General features: G+C 64.5%; 12 protein-coding genes. 9 read left to right on the top strand and 3 right to left on the bottom strand.

The window, feature by feature from the left end:
• Positions 1 to 73: 73 nt before the first annotated feature.
• Positions 74 to 373 (bottom strand): hypothetical protein, encoded by a 300-nt coding sequence (locus tag ACX12F_RS07365; protein WP_459368954.1) that lies wholly within the window; start codon positions 371 to 373, stop codon positions 74 to 76.
• A gap of 138 nt (positions 374 to 511) precedes the next feature.
• Here ACX12F_RS07365 and ACX12F_RS07360 point away from each other — a divergent pair, with 138 nt between their 5' ends.
• Positions 512 to 1,240: a response regulator gene (locus ACX12F_RS07360; RefSeq protein ID WP_459368953.1), complete on the top strand. Its 729-nt coding sequence runs from the start codon at positions 512 to 514 to the stop codon at positions 1,238 to 1,240.
• The gene (locus ACX12F_RS07355) at positions 1,240 to 2,379 is read left to right on the top strand and encodes a sensor histidine kinase (RefSeq protein ID WP_459368952.1); all 1,140 of its coding nucleotides are present in this window, start codon (positions 1,240 to 1,242) and stop codon (positions 2,377 to 2,379) included. The genes ACX12F_RS07360 and ACX12F_RS07355 overlap by 1 nt, the downstream gene beginning before the upstream one ends.
• 14 nt (positions 2,380 to 2,393) lie before the next feature.
• Here ACX12F_RS07355 and ACX12F_RS07350 read toward each other — a convergent pair whose 3' ends face one another.
• A complete protein-coding gene (locus tag ACX12F_RS07350; RefSeq protein WP_459368951.1) occupies positions 2,394 to 3,047 on the bottom strand; it encodes a hypothetical protein in 654 nt (217 codons plus the stop codon).
• A 327-nt stretch (positions 3,048 to 3,374) separates the two neighbouring features.
• Between ACX12F_RS07350 and ACX12F_RS07345 the strand changes: the two genes are divergently transcribed.
• Both ACX12F_RS07345 and ACX12F_RS07340 read left to right on the top strand, forming a co-directional pair.
• Positions 3,375 to 5,117 (top strand): hypothetical protein, encoded by a 1,743-nt coding sequence (locus ACX12F_RS07345; RefSeq protein ID WP_459368950.1) that lies wholly within the window; start codon positions 3,375 to 3,377, stop codon positions 5,115 to 5,117.
• 155 nt (positions 5,118 to 5,272) lie between these two features.
• A protein-coding gene (locus ACX12F_RS07340; protein ID WP_459366735.1) for an IS5 family transposase occupies positions 5,273 to 6,170 on the top strand; the annotation gives its coding sequence in 2 pieces (ribosomal slippage) (positions 5,273 to 5,619 and positions 5,618 to 6,170; 900 coding nt in all).
• A 182-nt stretch (positions 6,171 to 6,352) separates the two neighbouring features.
• Here the strand turns inward: ACX12F_RS07340 and ACX12F_RS07335 are convergent.
• Positions 6,353 to 7,990, bottom strand: coding sequence for a sigma-54-dependent Fis family transcriptional regulator (locus tag ACX12F_RS07335; RefSeq protein ID WP_459368949.1), 1,638 nt, complete (start codon positions 7,988 to 7,990; stop codon positions 6,353 to 6,355).
• A 400-nt stretch (positions 7,991 to 8,390) separates the two neighbouring features.
• Between ACX12F_RS07335 and ACX12F_RS07330 the strand changes: the two genes are divergently transcribed.
• The 5 genes from ACX12F_RS07330 to ACX12F_RS07310 all read left to right on the top strand — a co-directional run bounded on the left by ACX12F_RS07330 (position 8,391) and on the right by ACX12F_RS07310 (position 16,112).
• Positions 8,391 to 10,295, top strand: coding sequence for a hydantoinase/oxoprolinase family protein (locus tag ACX12F_RS07330; protein WP_459368948.1), 1,905 nt, complete (start codon positions 8,391 to 8,393; stop codon positions 10,293 to 10,295).
• Between the two features lie 29 nt (positions 10,296 to 10,324).
• Positions 10,325 to 10,753, top strand: a complete 429-nt coding sequence (locus ACX12F_RS07325; protein ID WP_459368947.1) for an acetone carboxylase subunit gamma — start codon at positions 10,325 to 10,327, stop codon at positions 10,751 to 10,753.
• Positions 10,754 to 10,787: 34 nt separating this feature from the next.
• Positions 10,788 to 12,917 (top strand): hydantoinase/oxoprolinase family protein, encoded by a 2,130-nt coding sequence (locus tag ACX12F_RS07320; protein ID WP_459368946.1) that lies wholly within the window; start codon positions 10,788 to 10,790, stop codon positions 12,915 to 12,917.
• Between the two features lie 26 nt (positions 12,918 to 12,943).
• Positions 12,944 to 15,256 carry a hydantoinase B/oxoprolinase family protein gene (locus ACX12F_RS07315; protein WP_459368945.1) on the top strand — a complete coding sequence of 771 codons (2,313 nt, stop codon included), beginning with the start codon at positions 12,944 to 12,946 and terminating at the stop codon, positions 15,254 to 15,256.
• Between the two features lie 61 nt (positions 15,257 to 15,317).
• On the top strand, positions 15,318 to 16,112 hold the full coding sequence (locus tag ACX12F_RS07310) for a hypothetical protein (protein ID WP_459368944.1): 795 nt from the start codon (positions 15,318 to 15,320) through the stop codon (positions 16,110 to 16,112).
• The last annotated feature ends 13 nt before the right edge of the window (positions 16,113 to 16,125 follow it).

Raw genomic sequence — 16,125 nt, 5'->3', positions numbered from 1 at the left:
AGCGGCAGCGACGACGCTTCGGTCACACCCTCACATAACCATGCCGCCGCCGGCCGGCACGCTGCGGCCCCACTCAGGAGTCCGACGCACAGGTGACGTCGACGTACACGTTGTTGACCATGCGAGTGTCCGCGCGCTGGGTCGGGTCCGCGGGATTCGGCAGCCCGTGCACGTCGGTCACCGTGCACGCGGACAGCGGTGCGCTCGGGGCGCCGTCGACCTGCACGTTGTAGCCCTCGCTGCGCAACGTCGACACCACGTCGGCGCCGTTGTTGCCGGACACGCTGGTGGCCTGGGCCGGGCCGGCGGTCATGAGGGTGGCAGCGGCCAGGGCTGCGCCGGCGGTCGAGAAGAATGCGGCCTTGCTGATCATTTCGATGTCCCTTCACGGTGGGTTTCTGACGGCTTCCAGCCTCGAATCGGCCGACAAGGGTTCCCCTGAGGAACGATGAAGATTCGTTAAAGAACGCGGCGCTGACCAGGTCATCCGGTCGACCAGGCCTTCGCGCGGGTGCACTATGAGCAGGTGAACGGCACTGATCCCACGCTGCGCGCGCTGGTCGTCGACGACGAGACAGCGCTGGCCGACGTCGTGGCCAGCTACCTCAAACGCGAACAGTTCGAGGTGCGCGTCGCTGCTGACGGCCCGTCCGCCCTGGCCGTGGCGCGCGAACTCGACCCCGATGTCGTCATCCTCGACATCGGCCTGCCTGGGCTCGACGGCATCGAGGTGTGCCGACAGCTGCGCGTGTTCTCCGATGCGTACGTCGTGATGCTGACCGCGCGTGATACCGAGATCGACACCATCGTCGGGCTGTCGGTCGGCGCGGACGACTACGTCACCAAACCCTTCAGCCCCCGCGAGCTCGTGGCCCGTATCCGCGCGATGCTGCGCCGGCCGCGGCGGGCGGCCGATCCCGACCCGGTGACGGGGACACCACCGCGCGTGTTCGGCGATCTGCACATCGACACCGACAGCCGCCAGACGCTGCTCGGCGGTGCGCCGATCATGCTGACCCGCACCGAGTTCGACGTGCTGGCGGCGCTGTCCTCGCGTCCGCGGCAGGTGTGGACGCGGCATCAATTGCTTGAGGCCGTGTGGGGCGAATCATGGTTCGGCAATGACAACGTCGTCGACGTTCACGTCGGCCATCTGCGCCGCAAGTTGGGCGACAACTCGACCGAGCCGCGCTATGTCACCACGGTGCGCGGCGTCGGATACCGAATGGGAGAAGGCTGATGGCCCAAAACCATCCGCGCAGCAAGCACGGAATTCGCAGCCGCCTGCTTGTCACCAACGCGGTCGTCGTGGTCGCGGCCATCGTCACCACGACCACCGTCGCGCTGATCATCGGTCCGCCGATGTTCCGGAAGGTGATGCAGGATGTGCTGATCCCGGGGCGCACCGGCCCGCACCCGTATGAGCAGGTGTTCCGGCAGGCGACCGCCGTCTCGGTCGGGATGTCACTGGCGGTGGCTGCCACGACGGCGCTGGCGCTGAGCTGGTATCTGAGCCGACGGATGCACCGGTCGACCGCCGAGCTCGCCGCCGCGGCCACCGCCGTGGCCGACGGCAACTACGACATCCGGGTCTCGCTGCCGCACCTGGGCACTGAATTCGACGCCATCGCAGACGCTTTCAACACGATGGCCGAGCAGCTGGGTTCTGTGGAGACGACGCGGCGCCAGCTGTTGGCCGACCTGGTGCACGAGCTCCGCACGCCCGTCTCCGTCATCGACGCCTATCTGGAGTCGATCGAAGACGGCATCCACCCACTCGACGCGACCACGATCGGTGTGCTGCGCGACCAGACCGGTCGGCTGGCGAGGCTGAGTTCCGACGTGCGGGCGCTGTCCGACGCCGAACGCGATATGGCGCTCATCGATACCCGGTCCGTCGCGCCCGCGACGGTCATCGCCGCTGCCGTCGACGCCTTCGCCGCGCCATACCGCGCGAAAGGGGTTGCGCTGACGTCAGATATCACCGCAGGACTACCCGACCTGTGGGCCGACCCCCAGCGACTCGACCAGGTGCTGGCCAATCTCCTGACCAACGCGCTGCGGCACACTGACGCCGGTGGCACAGTGCGGGTGACAGCGACTCATGCCGCTGGGTCAGTGCAGATCCAGGTGTCCGATGATGGCGACGGTATCGCCGCCGAGCATCTGACCCGGCTGTTCGAGCGGTTCTACCGCGCCGACTCGGCGCGCGACCGGGCGCACGGCGGATCAGGTATCGGACTCGCGATCGCCAAGGCGCTGGTGGACGCCCACCACGGCCGCATCACCGCTGCCAGCGCCGGCGTCGGCGGCGGCGCGACCTTCACCGTGGAATTACCCAGCCGCGCAACATCGCTCGCGACCTTGCGCGAATCCTGATTCCCGACCGACACTCACTGGGGGTAGTTCGGGTAATTGGGGTTCGGTGGGAAGCCCTGGTTGGGATACCCGGGCGGCAGATAGCCCGGATAGCCCTGCTGTGGGTAACCGGGATATCCCTGCCGCGGTGGCATGGGATACGTAGGCCCTGGCCCGCCGCTCTGACCGCCGCCGGTCCGCCGACGTCGCAGCACCACGACAACGAACACCACCAGGCACGCCGCCGCAAGTACGACGAACACAATGAGAGGCCACGACCAACCGCTCGGCGGCGCACTCACCCGGATGAGGTTCGCACCGGGACACCGCACGGTCACAGGCCCACGGTCGCGCGGCAGCTCCCCCACCGCCCGGTAGTCCTTGCCCCGGGAGAACAGGAGGCGCCGTTTTCCGCCGAATCTCTTCTCGGGGTGCGCACCGGTGAAGGGCGCCAACGGCTGCGTCGTTCCGTCAGACGTCGTTGTGCTGCAACGAATGTGCGATTGCGATGGTTCGAGATACACGACGTAGCTGCCATTGGTGGGCGTCACCACGTCACCCGACCGGATCAACACGCCCGGTTCGCTCTTGGCACCGAGGAAGGTCACGACCAGCAGTCCCAACATCCCGAAACCGAACAGCGTCCCGATCACTCTGCCGACCGGGCTACGTCCCCCTGCGCTCCCCATGCCCCGATTCTCACATGGGCCGACCAACGCCTCCGTCACCTGACAGGCCTGCGCTGCGGCAGCGCATCCGCAACCCAAATCCAACCAGCTAATTTAAGTGGCTAAATAGATCTTGACCCAGCAAACATACTATGGGTATTTTATTCGCGGGGTTCAATCGTTGGCGACCATGGCACATGGGCGGGGTTGGTGCGCCTGCCGTAAATGACGTTCTGGCCGCTGGCATTTAACGATCACGGAAGCGGGGACCAGATCATGCCGGCTGCACATGCCAGGAAATCTACAGCAAATATACAGAGGGCGGCGGTGGCTCTAGTAGCTAGCGCTATGGCAGTGAGCGCGAGCTTCGTCGCGGTCAGTCCACAGGCCAAGACGGTGGCAGCTCAACTGCCAGAAATTGCGAGGCAGGTGAAGCTGACAGCGGCTTCGGACCCGATCTCGCTGATCGAGGGCCTGCTGGCGCTGCCCACGTCTGTCGCACAACAGCTCCTCGGCAACGGGCAGTGGATCAACAATTTGGCCTACCTCATGGCGCAGCCACTGGTGGCTGCCGACAGCGCGCTCTACGGGCTCGACACCGCGGCGGCGCCGGTGGTCATGAACGCTGTCACGACGTTGCTGTCGCCGCTTGCCACGACACCGGTGGCGCCAGCGCTGGAGGCCGCGCTGCAGGAGTACTTCAAGAATGCGGCCTTCCCTCCCACGGCCTTCTCCGGCGGGGGCCTCACGGGCTTCAACTTCTACGACTTGATACTCGCTTCGCTCTATGACTTCGGCGCCCCGGCAACCGCGCTCTTCCCGGCGGCTGTGACGTTGTTGGAGAAACTCGGAATCCCTCTGCCCCTGCCCGGCAACCTGACGCCGAATGCGGCGACGAATGCCGCATTGACGCCGGCCATCACCCCGGCGGCCGCGACTCCCCAGGACCTGATCGGCGGCCTGGGCGGCATTCTGACGAGCACGTTGAGCACCGTGTGGAATGCCGGGGCCTACTTGGCGAGCATTCCCATCAACATCGGGGCTCAGACCGCTATCACGCTGCTGTACTACGGCGCTGCTGCCGTATTCCATCCGGATCTGCTATTCAGTCTGCTCACCAGCTACATCCCGAACTACGTCAGCCAATACGTCCAAGGTGGACTCAGCGGATTCATCAGCACCACAACGCAATTCCTGTCCGGCCTCGCCGGTAGCCTCGGCGGCCTCCGCCCCGCCGCGGCAGCGCCGCTGGCAGCCGCAAACGCGCCGAAGTTGAAAACCACTTCAGCGGTGACGCCATCGATCAGTCCTTCGGTGGCTGCACCGCTAGATCTGGTTGGCGGCCTGGGCAATGCGGTGTCTTCTGCCGTGTCGATGGTGACGAACGACGTCGCATATGCGGTAAACCTGCCGTTGGCCGTTGCGGTGCCGGTCGCCCTCCCGCTCGTGCTGCGCCTACCGTATTCGCTGAACCCGCAATTCATTGCGGGCTTACTGACCACGAATCTGCCGTTCGCTCTGGAAAACGGCCTCGCTGGCACGGTAAATGGAATCGTCTCGCAGGCAGGACAATTCATCTCCAGCCTGGGCGGCCTCGTCCCGGCCGCAGCAGCACCGCTGGCTGCTACGAGCGTGCCCAAGGTGCAGACCAACCTGATCAAGGTCGGCAACCCCGTTGCGGCGTTGCCGGCTCCCAACAGCGCTGTCGGTTCGAAGCCGGGCAAGACCGGTTCGGATAAGAAGCCGGCCAACGCCGGCACCGACAAGACCGGGTCAGACAAGACCGGGTCAGACAAGACGGGGTCAGACAAGACGGGGTCCGACAAGACCAGCTCGGACACGGGTGGCAGGCACCGCAAGCCGACTGACTCCGGCCAGACCCGCAGCACCACCGGCGGCAGCCAGACCGATGCCGGCGCCGGCGCCGGAAAAGTGGGCGGCGGAGACAGCAAGACCGGCAACAACTCTCATGACAGTGACGGCTCCAAGCACTCGTCAGACAAGTCGGGGCCGACCAATCCCGGAACCGGCGACGGTCAGGGCAGTGGCGGCAGCCGCGGTGGTAGCGGGGGCCATCGCGGCAGCAAGTAGCCTGTCCGAGAACCAGTTTCGCACAGTGGCTTCATCGGCGGCAGGTATGCCGCCGATGAAGCCACTCCATACCGCACAGCGGGCTACGCGACCAATCCCGGGCCCCTAGGGCGTGTCTGACAAAAGTTTCAGGTGTGGTGCCTGAGACTTGAGGAATGTCGCGGTTCCAATTGCTCTCCGATGCCCAGTGGTCGTTGATCGAGGATCTGCTTCCGGTTCGAACGGGTAAGCGGGGCAGACCTTTCCAGGATGCTCGGTCGATGGTTGAGGGCATCATCTACCGGTACCGGTGTGGCATTGCCTGGCGTGACGTGCCGCAGGTGTTCGGTCCGTGGCAGTCGATCTGGACGTGGCACCGGCGGATGAGCGCCGACGGTACCTGGGATGCGGTGTTGGCCCGGTTGCTGGCGGCCGCTGATGAGGCCGGGATGATCGATTGGGCGGTGGCGGTCGATTCCACGATCGCTCGCGCGCATCAGCACGCCACGAACCTCACCCGTGACACAGGGGGCTGGGTCGAATTACACGAATCTGGCGATCGAGCCGCCTGACCACGGTATTGGCCGCTCCCGCGGTGGGTTAACCAGCAAGATTCACCATCTGGTCGACGGTCGCGGGCGGCCGTTGGTGGTGCTCGTGGGCGCCGGTCAATCCCACGATGGCCCGGTGTTCGAGCATTTGCTCGCCCATCTGCGAGTCGACCGCCCCGGCGGCGGACGGCCCCGCACCCGCCCCGATCGCGTCCGCGCAGACAAGGCCTATTCGAGTCGAGCCACCCGGACCTTGCTGCGGCGACGCCGGATCGGCGCGGTGATCCCGGAACCTTCCGATCAGGTCGCCAACCGGAAACGACGGGGCTGCCGTGGCGGCCGGCCCCCGGCCTTCGACGCCCAAGATTACAAGGGCCGCAACGTCGTTGAACGCAACTTCAATGACGTCAAGCAATGGCGCGGACTGGCCACCCGCTACGACAAGCTCGCCATCGTCTACCGCGCCGCAGCAGTCCTGAGAGCGGTCACCCTGTGGCTACCCCATTTGTCAGACACGCCCTAGTCGACAGCAGCCGGATAAGTGACCGTACAGGTCAGCCCGCCTGGGCTCTGAGCCTCACCGTGCCGAGGCGCGGTTCGGTGCCGAGCGCCGAGCGCCGAGCAGAATTTGGCACTCTGCTCCTCGAACAGTCGCACGAGCCGATGCTCAGCTTCGGTCCGGCGGTCGTGTAGCCAATAAGCCAATCAGGCGACGATTCCGTACGTTTTGACCTTCCGGTACAGGCTGGACCGTGACATCCCCAAATGAGCCGCTGCGGCAACACGATTCCCGCCCGTGTCTCTCAGTGCCGCAACGATCGCGTCGCGTTCAGCCGCTTCCAACGGTGTCAGCGCATGTCGCGATGCGGTCTGGCAATACCCGGGTAGATCAGATTCTTGAATCTCCCCCACCGGCCTGCGTCGCAGTGCATGGACCAACGCCTCACGTAGCTGAGAAATGTTGCGCGGCCACGAGTATCGTGCGATCAAACGCTGCGCCTGAGGACTGAGTCTCACCTTTCGTTCAGGTGCAATCCCTCTCAACAGCGCTGAAGTAAGCGCCGGCAGATCGTCGGTACGGCACCGCAGCGGCGGGATCGTTATGGACGCCTCGAAATGGTGCAGCAGTTCGCAAAACGGCAGGTCGGTGGTCGCCTCAGAATCCGAACTGGTGGCCGCCACCCATACCGGCCCGTTCGCCGCAGCAACCGCGGTCAGGTACTCATCCAGCAGGTCGACGCCATCAGTGCTCACCTGATCGATATCACGGATGATGTGCAGCGTGGGCTCAGCGGATTCGCCCAGCAGCGAACTGAGATCGGAGAGCGCACCGTCGACTCCCAGTTGGCCGGCGTCCACAGAAATCGCTCTTCCTCCCGGATACACCGAATGGAACAACTCCGCCACCAAGGTGAATTTGCCCGACCCAGACTCACCGACAACGAGTGCGGCCTGGCTTCGTTCGAGGACCTGTCGCAGGTCAGCGCAGGCCCGCGTCCAGGCTGGCGTGGCGCCAGCGGCCATGGCGTCACGCGAATGCCACAAGCCGCCGACGATCTGAGACGTTTGCGGCGTCGCAACCGCAACCTGGGGCAATTGGTGATCGCTGAAATCATCCGGCGAACCAGCTTGACTCGAGGTCACCGTCTCAGCGATCACCACCATGCCGGCCACCTCAATCCCGGCCATAATTCGGACTCCTCGAACACGGACAAGTCGATCCCCCGGCAGAGTAATCGTGTCGCTCACCCGGTCCTTACCGGCCATCAGAAACACTGCGTGCTCCCGCATGATGCGCTGTTCGTCGGCGTCGAACATCTGCTGTGCGGCGGAGCTGGCTACGAAGACCGAATCCCCGAAGGCGAAAACGGCCTGGCGCGCTGAGCGCGCAACGACCTTGAGATAGGTCTCGAAGATCGCTCGCTGTGCTTGACCGCGGTCAAGCAGAAAGTTGCGCCCGATATCCTTCGCGGCGCTCTTGACCAGGGTATGCATCAACGGACTCCACGAGGACGACAGCGTCGAGATGTCCAGCACTCCCTCGACACGGCCTGTCACGGGGTCGATGACCGGGGCCCCAGTGCAGGCGAAGAGGTGCAGATTCTCACTGAAGTGCTCGGGTCCCACCACACTGATCGGCTGTCCCGATTCGAACACGGTGCCGATTCCGTTGGTGCCCATCGTCGACTCGGCATAGCTGAATCCAGGCGCCAGATGCACCCGGTCGAGTAACCGGGCCACTGCCGGGGAGCTGTCGATGCGCTGAACCACTCTCGCTTTCTTGTCAGTCAGTGCAATCACCAGCGGCATATCCGCGGTGTCGACTTGCAGTTGCTGCAGCACCGGCCGGGCGCACCGCACGAGCAGCGAGGCTGCGTCGATTTCCTCGGTGAACTGCGCGTTCGGATGCGAAATGTCCACGCCCGCGGCTTGGCTGCGCTCCCATGACGCGACCACGACGTCCGAGACCCCGGCGGCGCCACTGCCGCCGTACTCCAGGAAATCCGCACGGGCGGCCGCAACCCGCAACATGCGGGCGGAACTGTTGGGCATGGCTCACCTCCTGAGGTCATATCCAGTCTGAACGAGACGCGCATCACAGCCAAGGCAATCGGTGTCCCATCTTGGGACACCCCCGATAGCTGAGACATGGACCACGCTTTGTCCAGCGGTGTGGCGCAGAGCACAACATGCCACCCCAGTCCACGCATTCACATATGCGAAATTCCATGAACGGAGCGCCATGGGCACCCTCATAAACATCGACAACGGCGGCACGCTGACCGACATCTGTGTCTGGGACGGGAACGCGTTCGCCTTCACCAAGACGCTGACGACGCCCCACGATCTATCGGAATGTCTTTTCACCGGCATCGAAAAAGCGTCAGATGCACTGTACGGCGAGGCCGACATCACCAGGCTCTTGCACGCCACGGAGCACATTCGCTATTCCACAACGCAGGGCACAAATGCGCTGGTGGAACGACGCGGCCCAATGGTCGGCATTCTCACCACCATTCGCGGTCTGGATACCAGCATGCAGCGTGATGGCGCTGAGAAAAAGTTGTTCTCCGGATTGGTGGGCGACCGCTTCCTGACGGTCGACACCGAGGCCGACCCCGAATTCGACGCAGTGCAGAAGATCAACCGGCTCACCACCCTGGGTGCCGCCCGCGTCGTGATCGCCGCGTCCTCTCCCGAGGAAGAACGACAGTTGCGGCATGTGCTGCTGCGCAAATTCCCCCGCCATCTGCTCGGTTCGGTGCCGCTGATCTACAGCTGGGAATTGGCCGGCGACCGTAACGACGCCCGACGAGTGTGGTCGTGCGTGGTCAACGCCTTCCTGCATCCCACGATGGAACGGTTTCTCTACAGTGCAGAACGACGATTGCAGACCTACAAGGTGGCCAATCCCCTTCTGGTCTATCGCAACGACGGCGCATCGTCCAGGGTCGCGAAATCGATTGCGCTCAAGACTTATTCATCGGGACCTCGCGGTGGACTGGAAGGTACCGCAGCCCTGGCTCAGGTCTACGGCTTTCCGCACGCCCTCATGATGGACATCGGCGGCACCACCACCGATGTCGGCGTGGTCGAACATGGTGCGGTCGCTGTTGCCGAGCGAGGCGCCATTGAGGGCGTACACATCTCGTACCCGATGAGCGACGTAACCTCCTCGGGCGTCGGCGGATCGTCCGTGATCCAGCTAGTCAACGGCGAGATCACCGTCGGCCCGCAGTCGGTCGGCGCCGCACCCGGTCCCGCCTGCTTCGGCTTCGGTGGCAAACAGGCCACCATCACCGACGTCAATCTGCTGCTGGGCATCCTGGATCCCGACACCTACCTCGACGGCACTTTCACCCTGGACTCCAGCCGATCGCGCGCGGTGATCAGTGAGACGATCGCACAGCCGCTCGGAATGTCGTTGGAAGAGGCGCTGATCCAGATGGAGCGCGCATACTTCCAGGCATTGTCGGAGTCGTTTGCCGCACTGGTCACCGAGGACACCACACTGCTCGCGTTCGGTGGCGCCGGACCAATGAGCGCCACCGGCGCGGCCCGGCTGGCAGGCGTCAAACAGGTGCTTGTCCCGCGCACCGCGGCGGTGTTCTCGGCTTTCGGCATCTCTTTCTCCGACATCGGCAAGACCTACGAGGTCGCCGTCGGCGAACCCACTACCAAAGCAGCCGTCGAAACCCACAACGCGTTGCTGGCCCGCGCTGAACGTGACATGTTCCAGGAGGGTTATGCGCTGGCCGATTGCGAGACGTCCTGGCAGTTGCTCGTCGAGAACCTTGACGACGGATCGGTATCGCGACTGCCTTACCGGCCTGGCGACGAGGTGGATTACCCGGGTGCCGCGGTTTCGCTGCAGCTGACGGCGGCGGCGCCGCTGTCGCATCCGCAGCTGACCGCGGATGCCACAGTAACCGCCACCGCGGCAGCCGCGGCGGGGACCCGGCAAGTCCGGTCTTCTGCCGCCCGTGTCGAGGACGTCGCAGTGTACGTGCTGGATGACCTGAACATTGGTGACGGAGGCGAAGGCCCCGCGATCATCGAGGGCCCCTTTTTCACCGCGCGAGTGCTACCCGACTGGTCATTCCGCGTCACCGCCGCCGGCGACCTGCTCCTCAACGATAAGTCCTGACCGCCAGACCGAAAGAAAGGAGACTTGCCATGCGAGTCCCAATGACCGAGTACCTCGTCATCGACCTGGACACCGAACGCTGGGTATGTCGGGTATGCACTCAGGACATGGGTTCGGCACACGACACCTACAAGTCGGGAACCCTTGTCTACGATCGTGATCCGCGCGAAATCCACCAGCCGATCATCGATCCCGAACGCTACGAGTACACCTTCAGTCCAGACCCGACGTACTGCCGAATCTTGGAGTACTACTGCCCGGGCTGCGGCACGCAGATCGAATGTGAATATCTGCCGCCGGGACATCCGCCGGCGGTGGACATGCTCATCGATGTTGCGGCCCTGCGCAAGCAATGGGCGGCCCGCGGCCAGGACGCCGAAGCGGTCTTCAACTACGGGCCGGGCGACGACGCCCAGAAGTACACCGCCGCTCTCAAGGCCGCCGGCCACCTGCATTGATCTTTCGACTGACCTGTACAGGAGAACACCAGATATGAAACGCATTTCGGTCGACATCGGTGGTACTTTCACCGACTGTTTCTTCGTGTGGGACGACATCTACGTCGACGCCAAAGCGCTTACCACGCACCACAACCTCGCCATCGGCTTCAACGATGCTCTAGACCTGGCGTGCAAACGCGCCGGGCTGGACCGTTCCACGGCGCTGTCTGAAGTGGACTCCGTCCGCTACGCCACCACTTTGGGCACGAATGCGCTCATCGAGCGCAACGGGCCCAGAGTCGCGGCGATCGTCACCCATGGGTTCGAGGACACCATTCCGCTCTCGAGGGGCCGCGGCTACGGTGAAGGCCTGGATTACGGTATGCAGCAGAATCTTCCGGCTGCGGAGCGTCCCGAACCACTGGTTCCGCGGGCGATGATCCGCTCGGTCAAGGAGCGGATCAATTCCGCCGGAAAGATTGTGGCACGCCTCGATTCCGAAGATGTCCGCACCATGGTGCGCGAGCTGGTGGACGCCGGTGCGGAAGCGATCGTGGTGTCGCTGGTCAATGCCACCGAAAACCCCGAGCACGAACTGGCGATCCAGGAGATCATCCTCGACGAGTTCCCGCCGCACGAGCTGGGCGCCATCCCGGTGCTGCTCGGCCATCAGGTGTCGGGCCGCAAGGGCGAATACGTGCGGGCGACGTCGACGATCATCGACGGCTACCTGCACGAGATCATGTTCCACGCGCTAGCGCAGCTGTCGAGCAACCTGCGCGACTTCGGCTACGACAAACCGATGTTGGTGATCCACAACTCAGGCGGTATGGCGCAGATGAACTCCACTGACGCGCTGCAGACCATCCACTCCGGTCCCATAGCCGGTGTCGGTGCGGCCGAACACCTTTCGAACGAAACGCGGCTCGGCCACGTCATCGCCACGGACATGGGAGGCACGTCATTCGACATCGGCCTGGTGCCCGAGGGTGGGGTCAAGCACTACGACTTCCTGCCCACCATCGACCGCTGGCTGGTATCGGTACCCATGGTGCATCTCGACACCCTGGGCGCCGGCGGCGGTTCGATCGCCAGCTATGACCGCATCCACAACTCGGTCAAGATCGGCCCGAAGTCGGCCGGTTCCAATCCTGGTCCGGCCTGCTACGACCGCGGCGGATTGAAACCCACCGTCACCGATGCCGATCTGCTGCTGGGCTACCTGGACCCGGACAACTACGCCAACGGCTACATCAAGCTCAATCCGAAGCGGTCGTTGTTCGCCATCGAAGAGGAACTCTGCGACCACCTCGACATGGACCCCATCGACGTCGCCAGGGTGATCAAGGACGGCGTCGACGAGCAGATGGCCATCGGTATCGGTAAGGAACTGCGTGTGCGCGGCTACCTTCCAGAGGATTTCACCATGCTGGCCTACGGCGGCAACGGGCCGCTGCACGCCTGCGGGGTGGCCCGGCACGCCGGGATCAAACGCGTTCTGGCACCGCCGTTCTCGTCGGTATTCTCCGCGTGCGGTGCCGGCAACATGAAACAGCTGCACTTCCACGAACGCGGTGTGCACGTGACGATGTACAACGCCACCACCCGGGCCCTGTTCGAGGATTACGACGAGTTCAATTCCGTGGTGGCCGAATTGGAGGCCCGTGGCCGCGAAGACCTGATCCGGCAGGGCTTCTCCGCAGAGGACGTCAAGTTCCGGCTCGAGTTGGACATGCGCTACGGCAATCAGTTGCTCACCCAGGCAGTAGCGCTCTCGAACATCAACCGCATCAACGGCGTTGGCGACGTGCTGGAGATCATCAAGATCTTCGGCGACGTCTACAGCCACAGGTTCGGCGCGTCCTCGGCCGCACCCGAGGCCGGGATCCGCTGCAGCACCGTACGGGTGGCGTCCTACGTCGACGGCGACGTGGTGAACTTCGAACCCCTCGAGCACGGCGGAACCCGCACCGCCGCGGCGCCGTTAGGCACCCGCAAGGCCCACTTCATCGGCATCGACGACCCGATCGACACCCCGCTCTACGACGAGACGGCGCTGACCTCCGACAGCGTCATCGCCGGCCCGGCGATCGTCACCACCGAGAACACCACGTTTCTCGTCGAACCCGGCTGGCGGCTGGAGCCCACCGCCCAGGGCGCCGTCTGGTTCCTGCAGGACTGACCCGAACCTCCACGTAAGGACAACACATGACCACAGTCAACGACCGCCCGGCCGGCAAGCTCACCGCGACCGAGCAGCAGTGGGTCGACCAGTTCATGGACGAGACCACCCTGTTCCTGGGGCCTGACCCGGAAATTATGCGCAGCCACAGCATTTCGGCGCGCTCACTGCACGAGGAGGTGGCGATCGCGGCCGGCGTGGACCGGCTGCAGGTGGAGCGCATCCGCAAGCGCATCGCCGGCGCCCTGGACGAGGGCTACGAGATGTGCGAGGCCCAGGGTGCGGCGCCCGGCGCCAAATGGGGTGACCTGACCACCGCCATCTACACGGGTTCCGGCGACGTGTCCTACCTGTCGTGCCACGGCGTCATCGCCTTCAGCGCGATCCTGCACCACCCGATCCGCTACATCATGAAGTACTGGAAGGACGAGCCGACCGTCGGGATCAACCCCGGTGACGGCTTCATCCACAACGACGCCCGGTTCGGCAACGTGCACAACACCGACCAGTCGATGATCATGCCGATCATCCGCAACGACGAGATCATCGCCTGGGTTGCGGCCACCATCCACGAGGGTGAGAACGGGGCCTGCGAACCCGGCGGCATGCCCTCGGGTTCGGAGACCGCGTTCGACGACGGGCTGCGGATGAGCCCCTTCAAGATCGTCGAGCGTGGCGAACTGCGCCGTGATCTGCTGACGTTCCTGCAGCATTCGGTGCGCGATCCGAAACTTCAGCTCGCGGACCTGAAGGTCAAGATCACCGCGGTGCGCAAGATCATGGAGCGCATCGACAAGGTGATCGACGAGGTGGGGGTCGACACGTTCGTGGCCGCGCTGCGCACCACGGTGGAGGACGTCGACGTCGAGGTACGGCGGCGCATCGCCGAATTGCCGGACGGCACTTACCGTTTCGACCAGTTCATGGACAGCACGCTGAAAGAGAACATCCTGATCAAGTTCGCCTGCAAGATCACGGTCAAGGGCGACCACATGACCGTGGATCTGCGCGGAACCGGTCCGGAGATCCTCAACCGGGCCATCAACTCACCGCTGTGTTCGGTGAAATCGATGATGATGCAGGCGATCTTGGCGTTCTGGTGGCCGGACCTGCCGCGCTGCACGGCCGCGATGAGTTGCATCGAGATCATCTCCGACGAGGGCACCTGGGCCGATGCCTCCTACGACGCCCCGATGGGACAGTCGCTGCAGGCCTCGTTCCGCGGCTTCTCCTGCATGCAGGCGCTCTACAGCCGGATGTCGTTCTCCACCCCGCACAAGTACTCCAACGTGGTGGCCAACTGGTTCAACCAGATCAACACGTTCTTGTGGGGCGGCATCACCCAGCACGGCGACATGGTGGGCAACCTGTGCGCCGACCTCAACGGGATGCCCGGCGGGGCGAAACCGTTCCGGGACGGCGAAGACGCGGTCTCGCCGCTCTTCTGCGCCATGGCCGACACCGCCGAACAGGAGGTGATGGAGGAAGAGGTGCCGTTCATGCAGCTGGTCGCCAAGCGTCTGGTCCGCGACAACATGGGCTTCGGCAAGTTCACCGGCGGCATGGGTTACGAGATGATCGTGGCCGCCGAGGGCACGCCGCAATGGGGATTCATGACGGTGACCTCGGGCGCCAAGTTCTCCTCGATCTACGGTATGTACGGCGGATACGGCTGCGGCACCTACCCGTTGGCAATGGTCAAGGGCACCAACGTGTACGAGCATTTCCGGCGCGACAACAAGACCTTCGACCTGTCCATCGAGAAGGTGATGAACGAACGCCCGTTCCCCGACGGCCGCTACTCCACCTATCACATGGGCCTGCAGTTCGACCTGGCCAAGGACGGCGAGCTGTACATGATCAGCCAGGGCGCCGGCGGTGGTTACGGTGACCCGTTGGAGCGCCTGCCCGAATCGGTGGTCCGCGACGTCGAGCTGGGCCGGATCAGTCAGAAGGTCGCCGAGGACATCTTCGGGGTCTGCTACGACGCGTCGACGTTCCGCCTCGATGTGGCCGGCACCGAGGCGGCTCGCGCCGCGGCACGCACGAGCCGGCTGCAGCGCGGAAAGCCGTTCGCCGAGTTCTGCAAGGAGTTCGTCACCCCCGAACCGCCGAAAGATCTGCCGTACTACGGCTCCTGGGGAACGTGGACCGAGGACGATCAGGACATCACCGCGACCGTGTACTCCATCGACGGTCCGCAGCGGGTGTCGGCACCGCTGGCCGAACTTCCCATCGTGATGGTCCCCGACCGCCGCGAAGTCAAGATCGGCAAGCTCCAGGCTCGCATCGCCGAGCTCGAAGCCAAGCACGGCGAGCAGACCACCCAACTCACCTGAGAGCGATGGCGGCCTCGGCACGTCCCGGGGCCGCCACCCAAGCCCCGAGAAAGGCAGTTCCATGAGTGTGACAGCGTTGACGGCCGCCACGCCGAGCGGGCGTAGGCGACCACTGTTGATCGACGACGCCGACTACTGCACTGCGGTGGTCCGCCAGGGCGCACCGATTCCATGGACCGACACCACCCTGGCGGCAGGGCATTTCGACCAGGTGCGGGCCCTGCTCGATCCCGATGCGCTCTGGATCGACGTCAGCCGGCTGCTCGGCGCGCACACCGACGCACGCCCCGACCTGGTCGACGCTATGGGTGCCCGCACCCGCACCGGCTATCCGCTGCGCACCCTGCTGACGGATTCCGAAGTGCTGACGGCCAGCCGCGAGATGCTCGAGACCGTGGCGCGCACGACACGACGCCCGTTGCTCCTGCACTTGCCGTCGCCGGCCTGCTGGCTTGCCTCGGCACACCGGCTCGCGGGCACCCCGCTCGATGAGGTCGACGCCGACCGGGCCGACAGCGCGTCGATGTACATCGCCGAATGGCTAGGGCAGCTCGGATCGCTGCCGATCGCATTGACACTGCTCGACGCGCGCGACTCACTGGTGCCAGAAAGTTTGGCGCCCTACACCGCTGTGGCCAATGTCGCATCGCATTTCAACTGGACGCTGGCGATGTGGAACACCGACGGAATATGCACGGCGGCAGGTGATCCCGGGATCGGTATCCTCGGGCCCGAGTTCTGGACCGACGATGCGGACCTCGCGCACACCGTCCCGGACGCCGACGTGCTGGTGACCTGCATTCCCGCGTCGGCATCACCTGAACGCGTCCTCGACCAACTCGCGAAACTCACCTGACGACGGTCATCAA

This window comes from Mycolicibacterium sp. HS_4_1 (assembly GCF_054515875.1).
The sequence above is the reverse complement of the archived record's forward strand: the minus strand, read 5'-3'. Positions and strand labels throughout refer to the sequence as shown.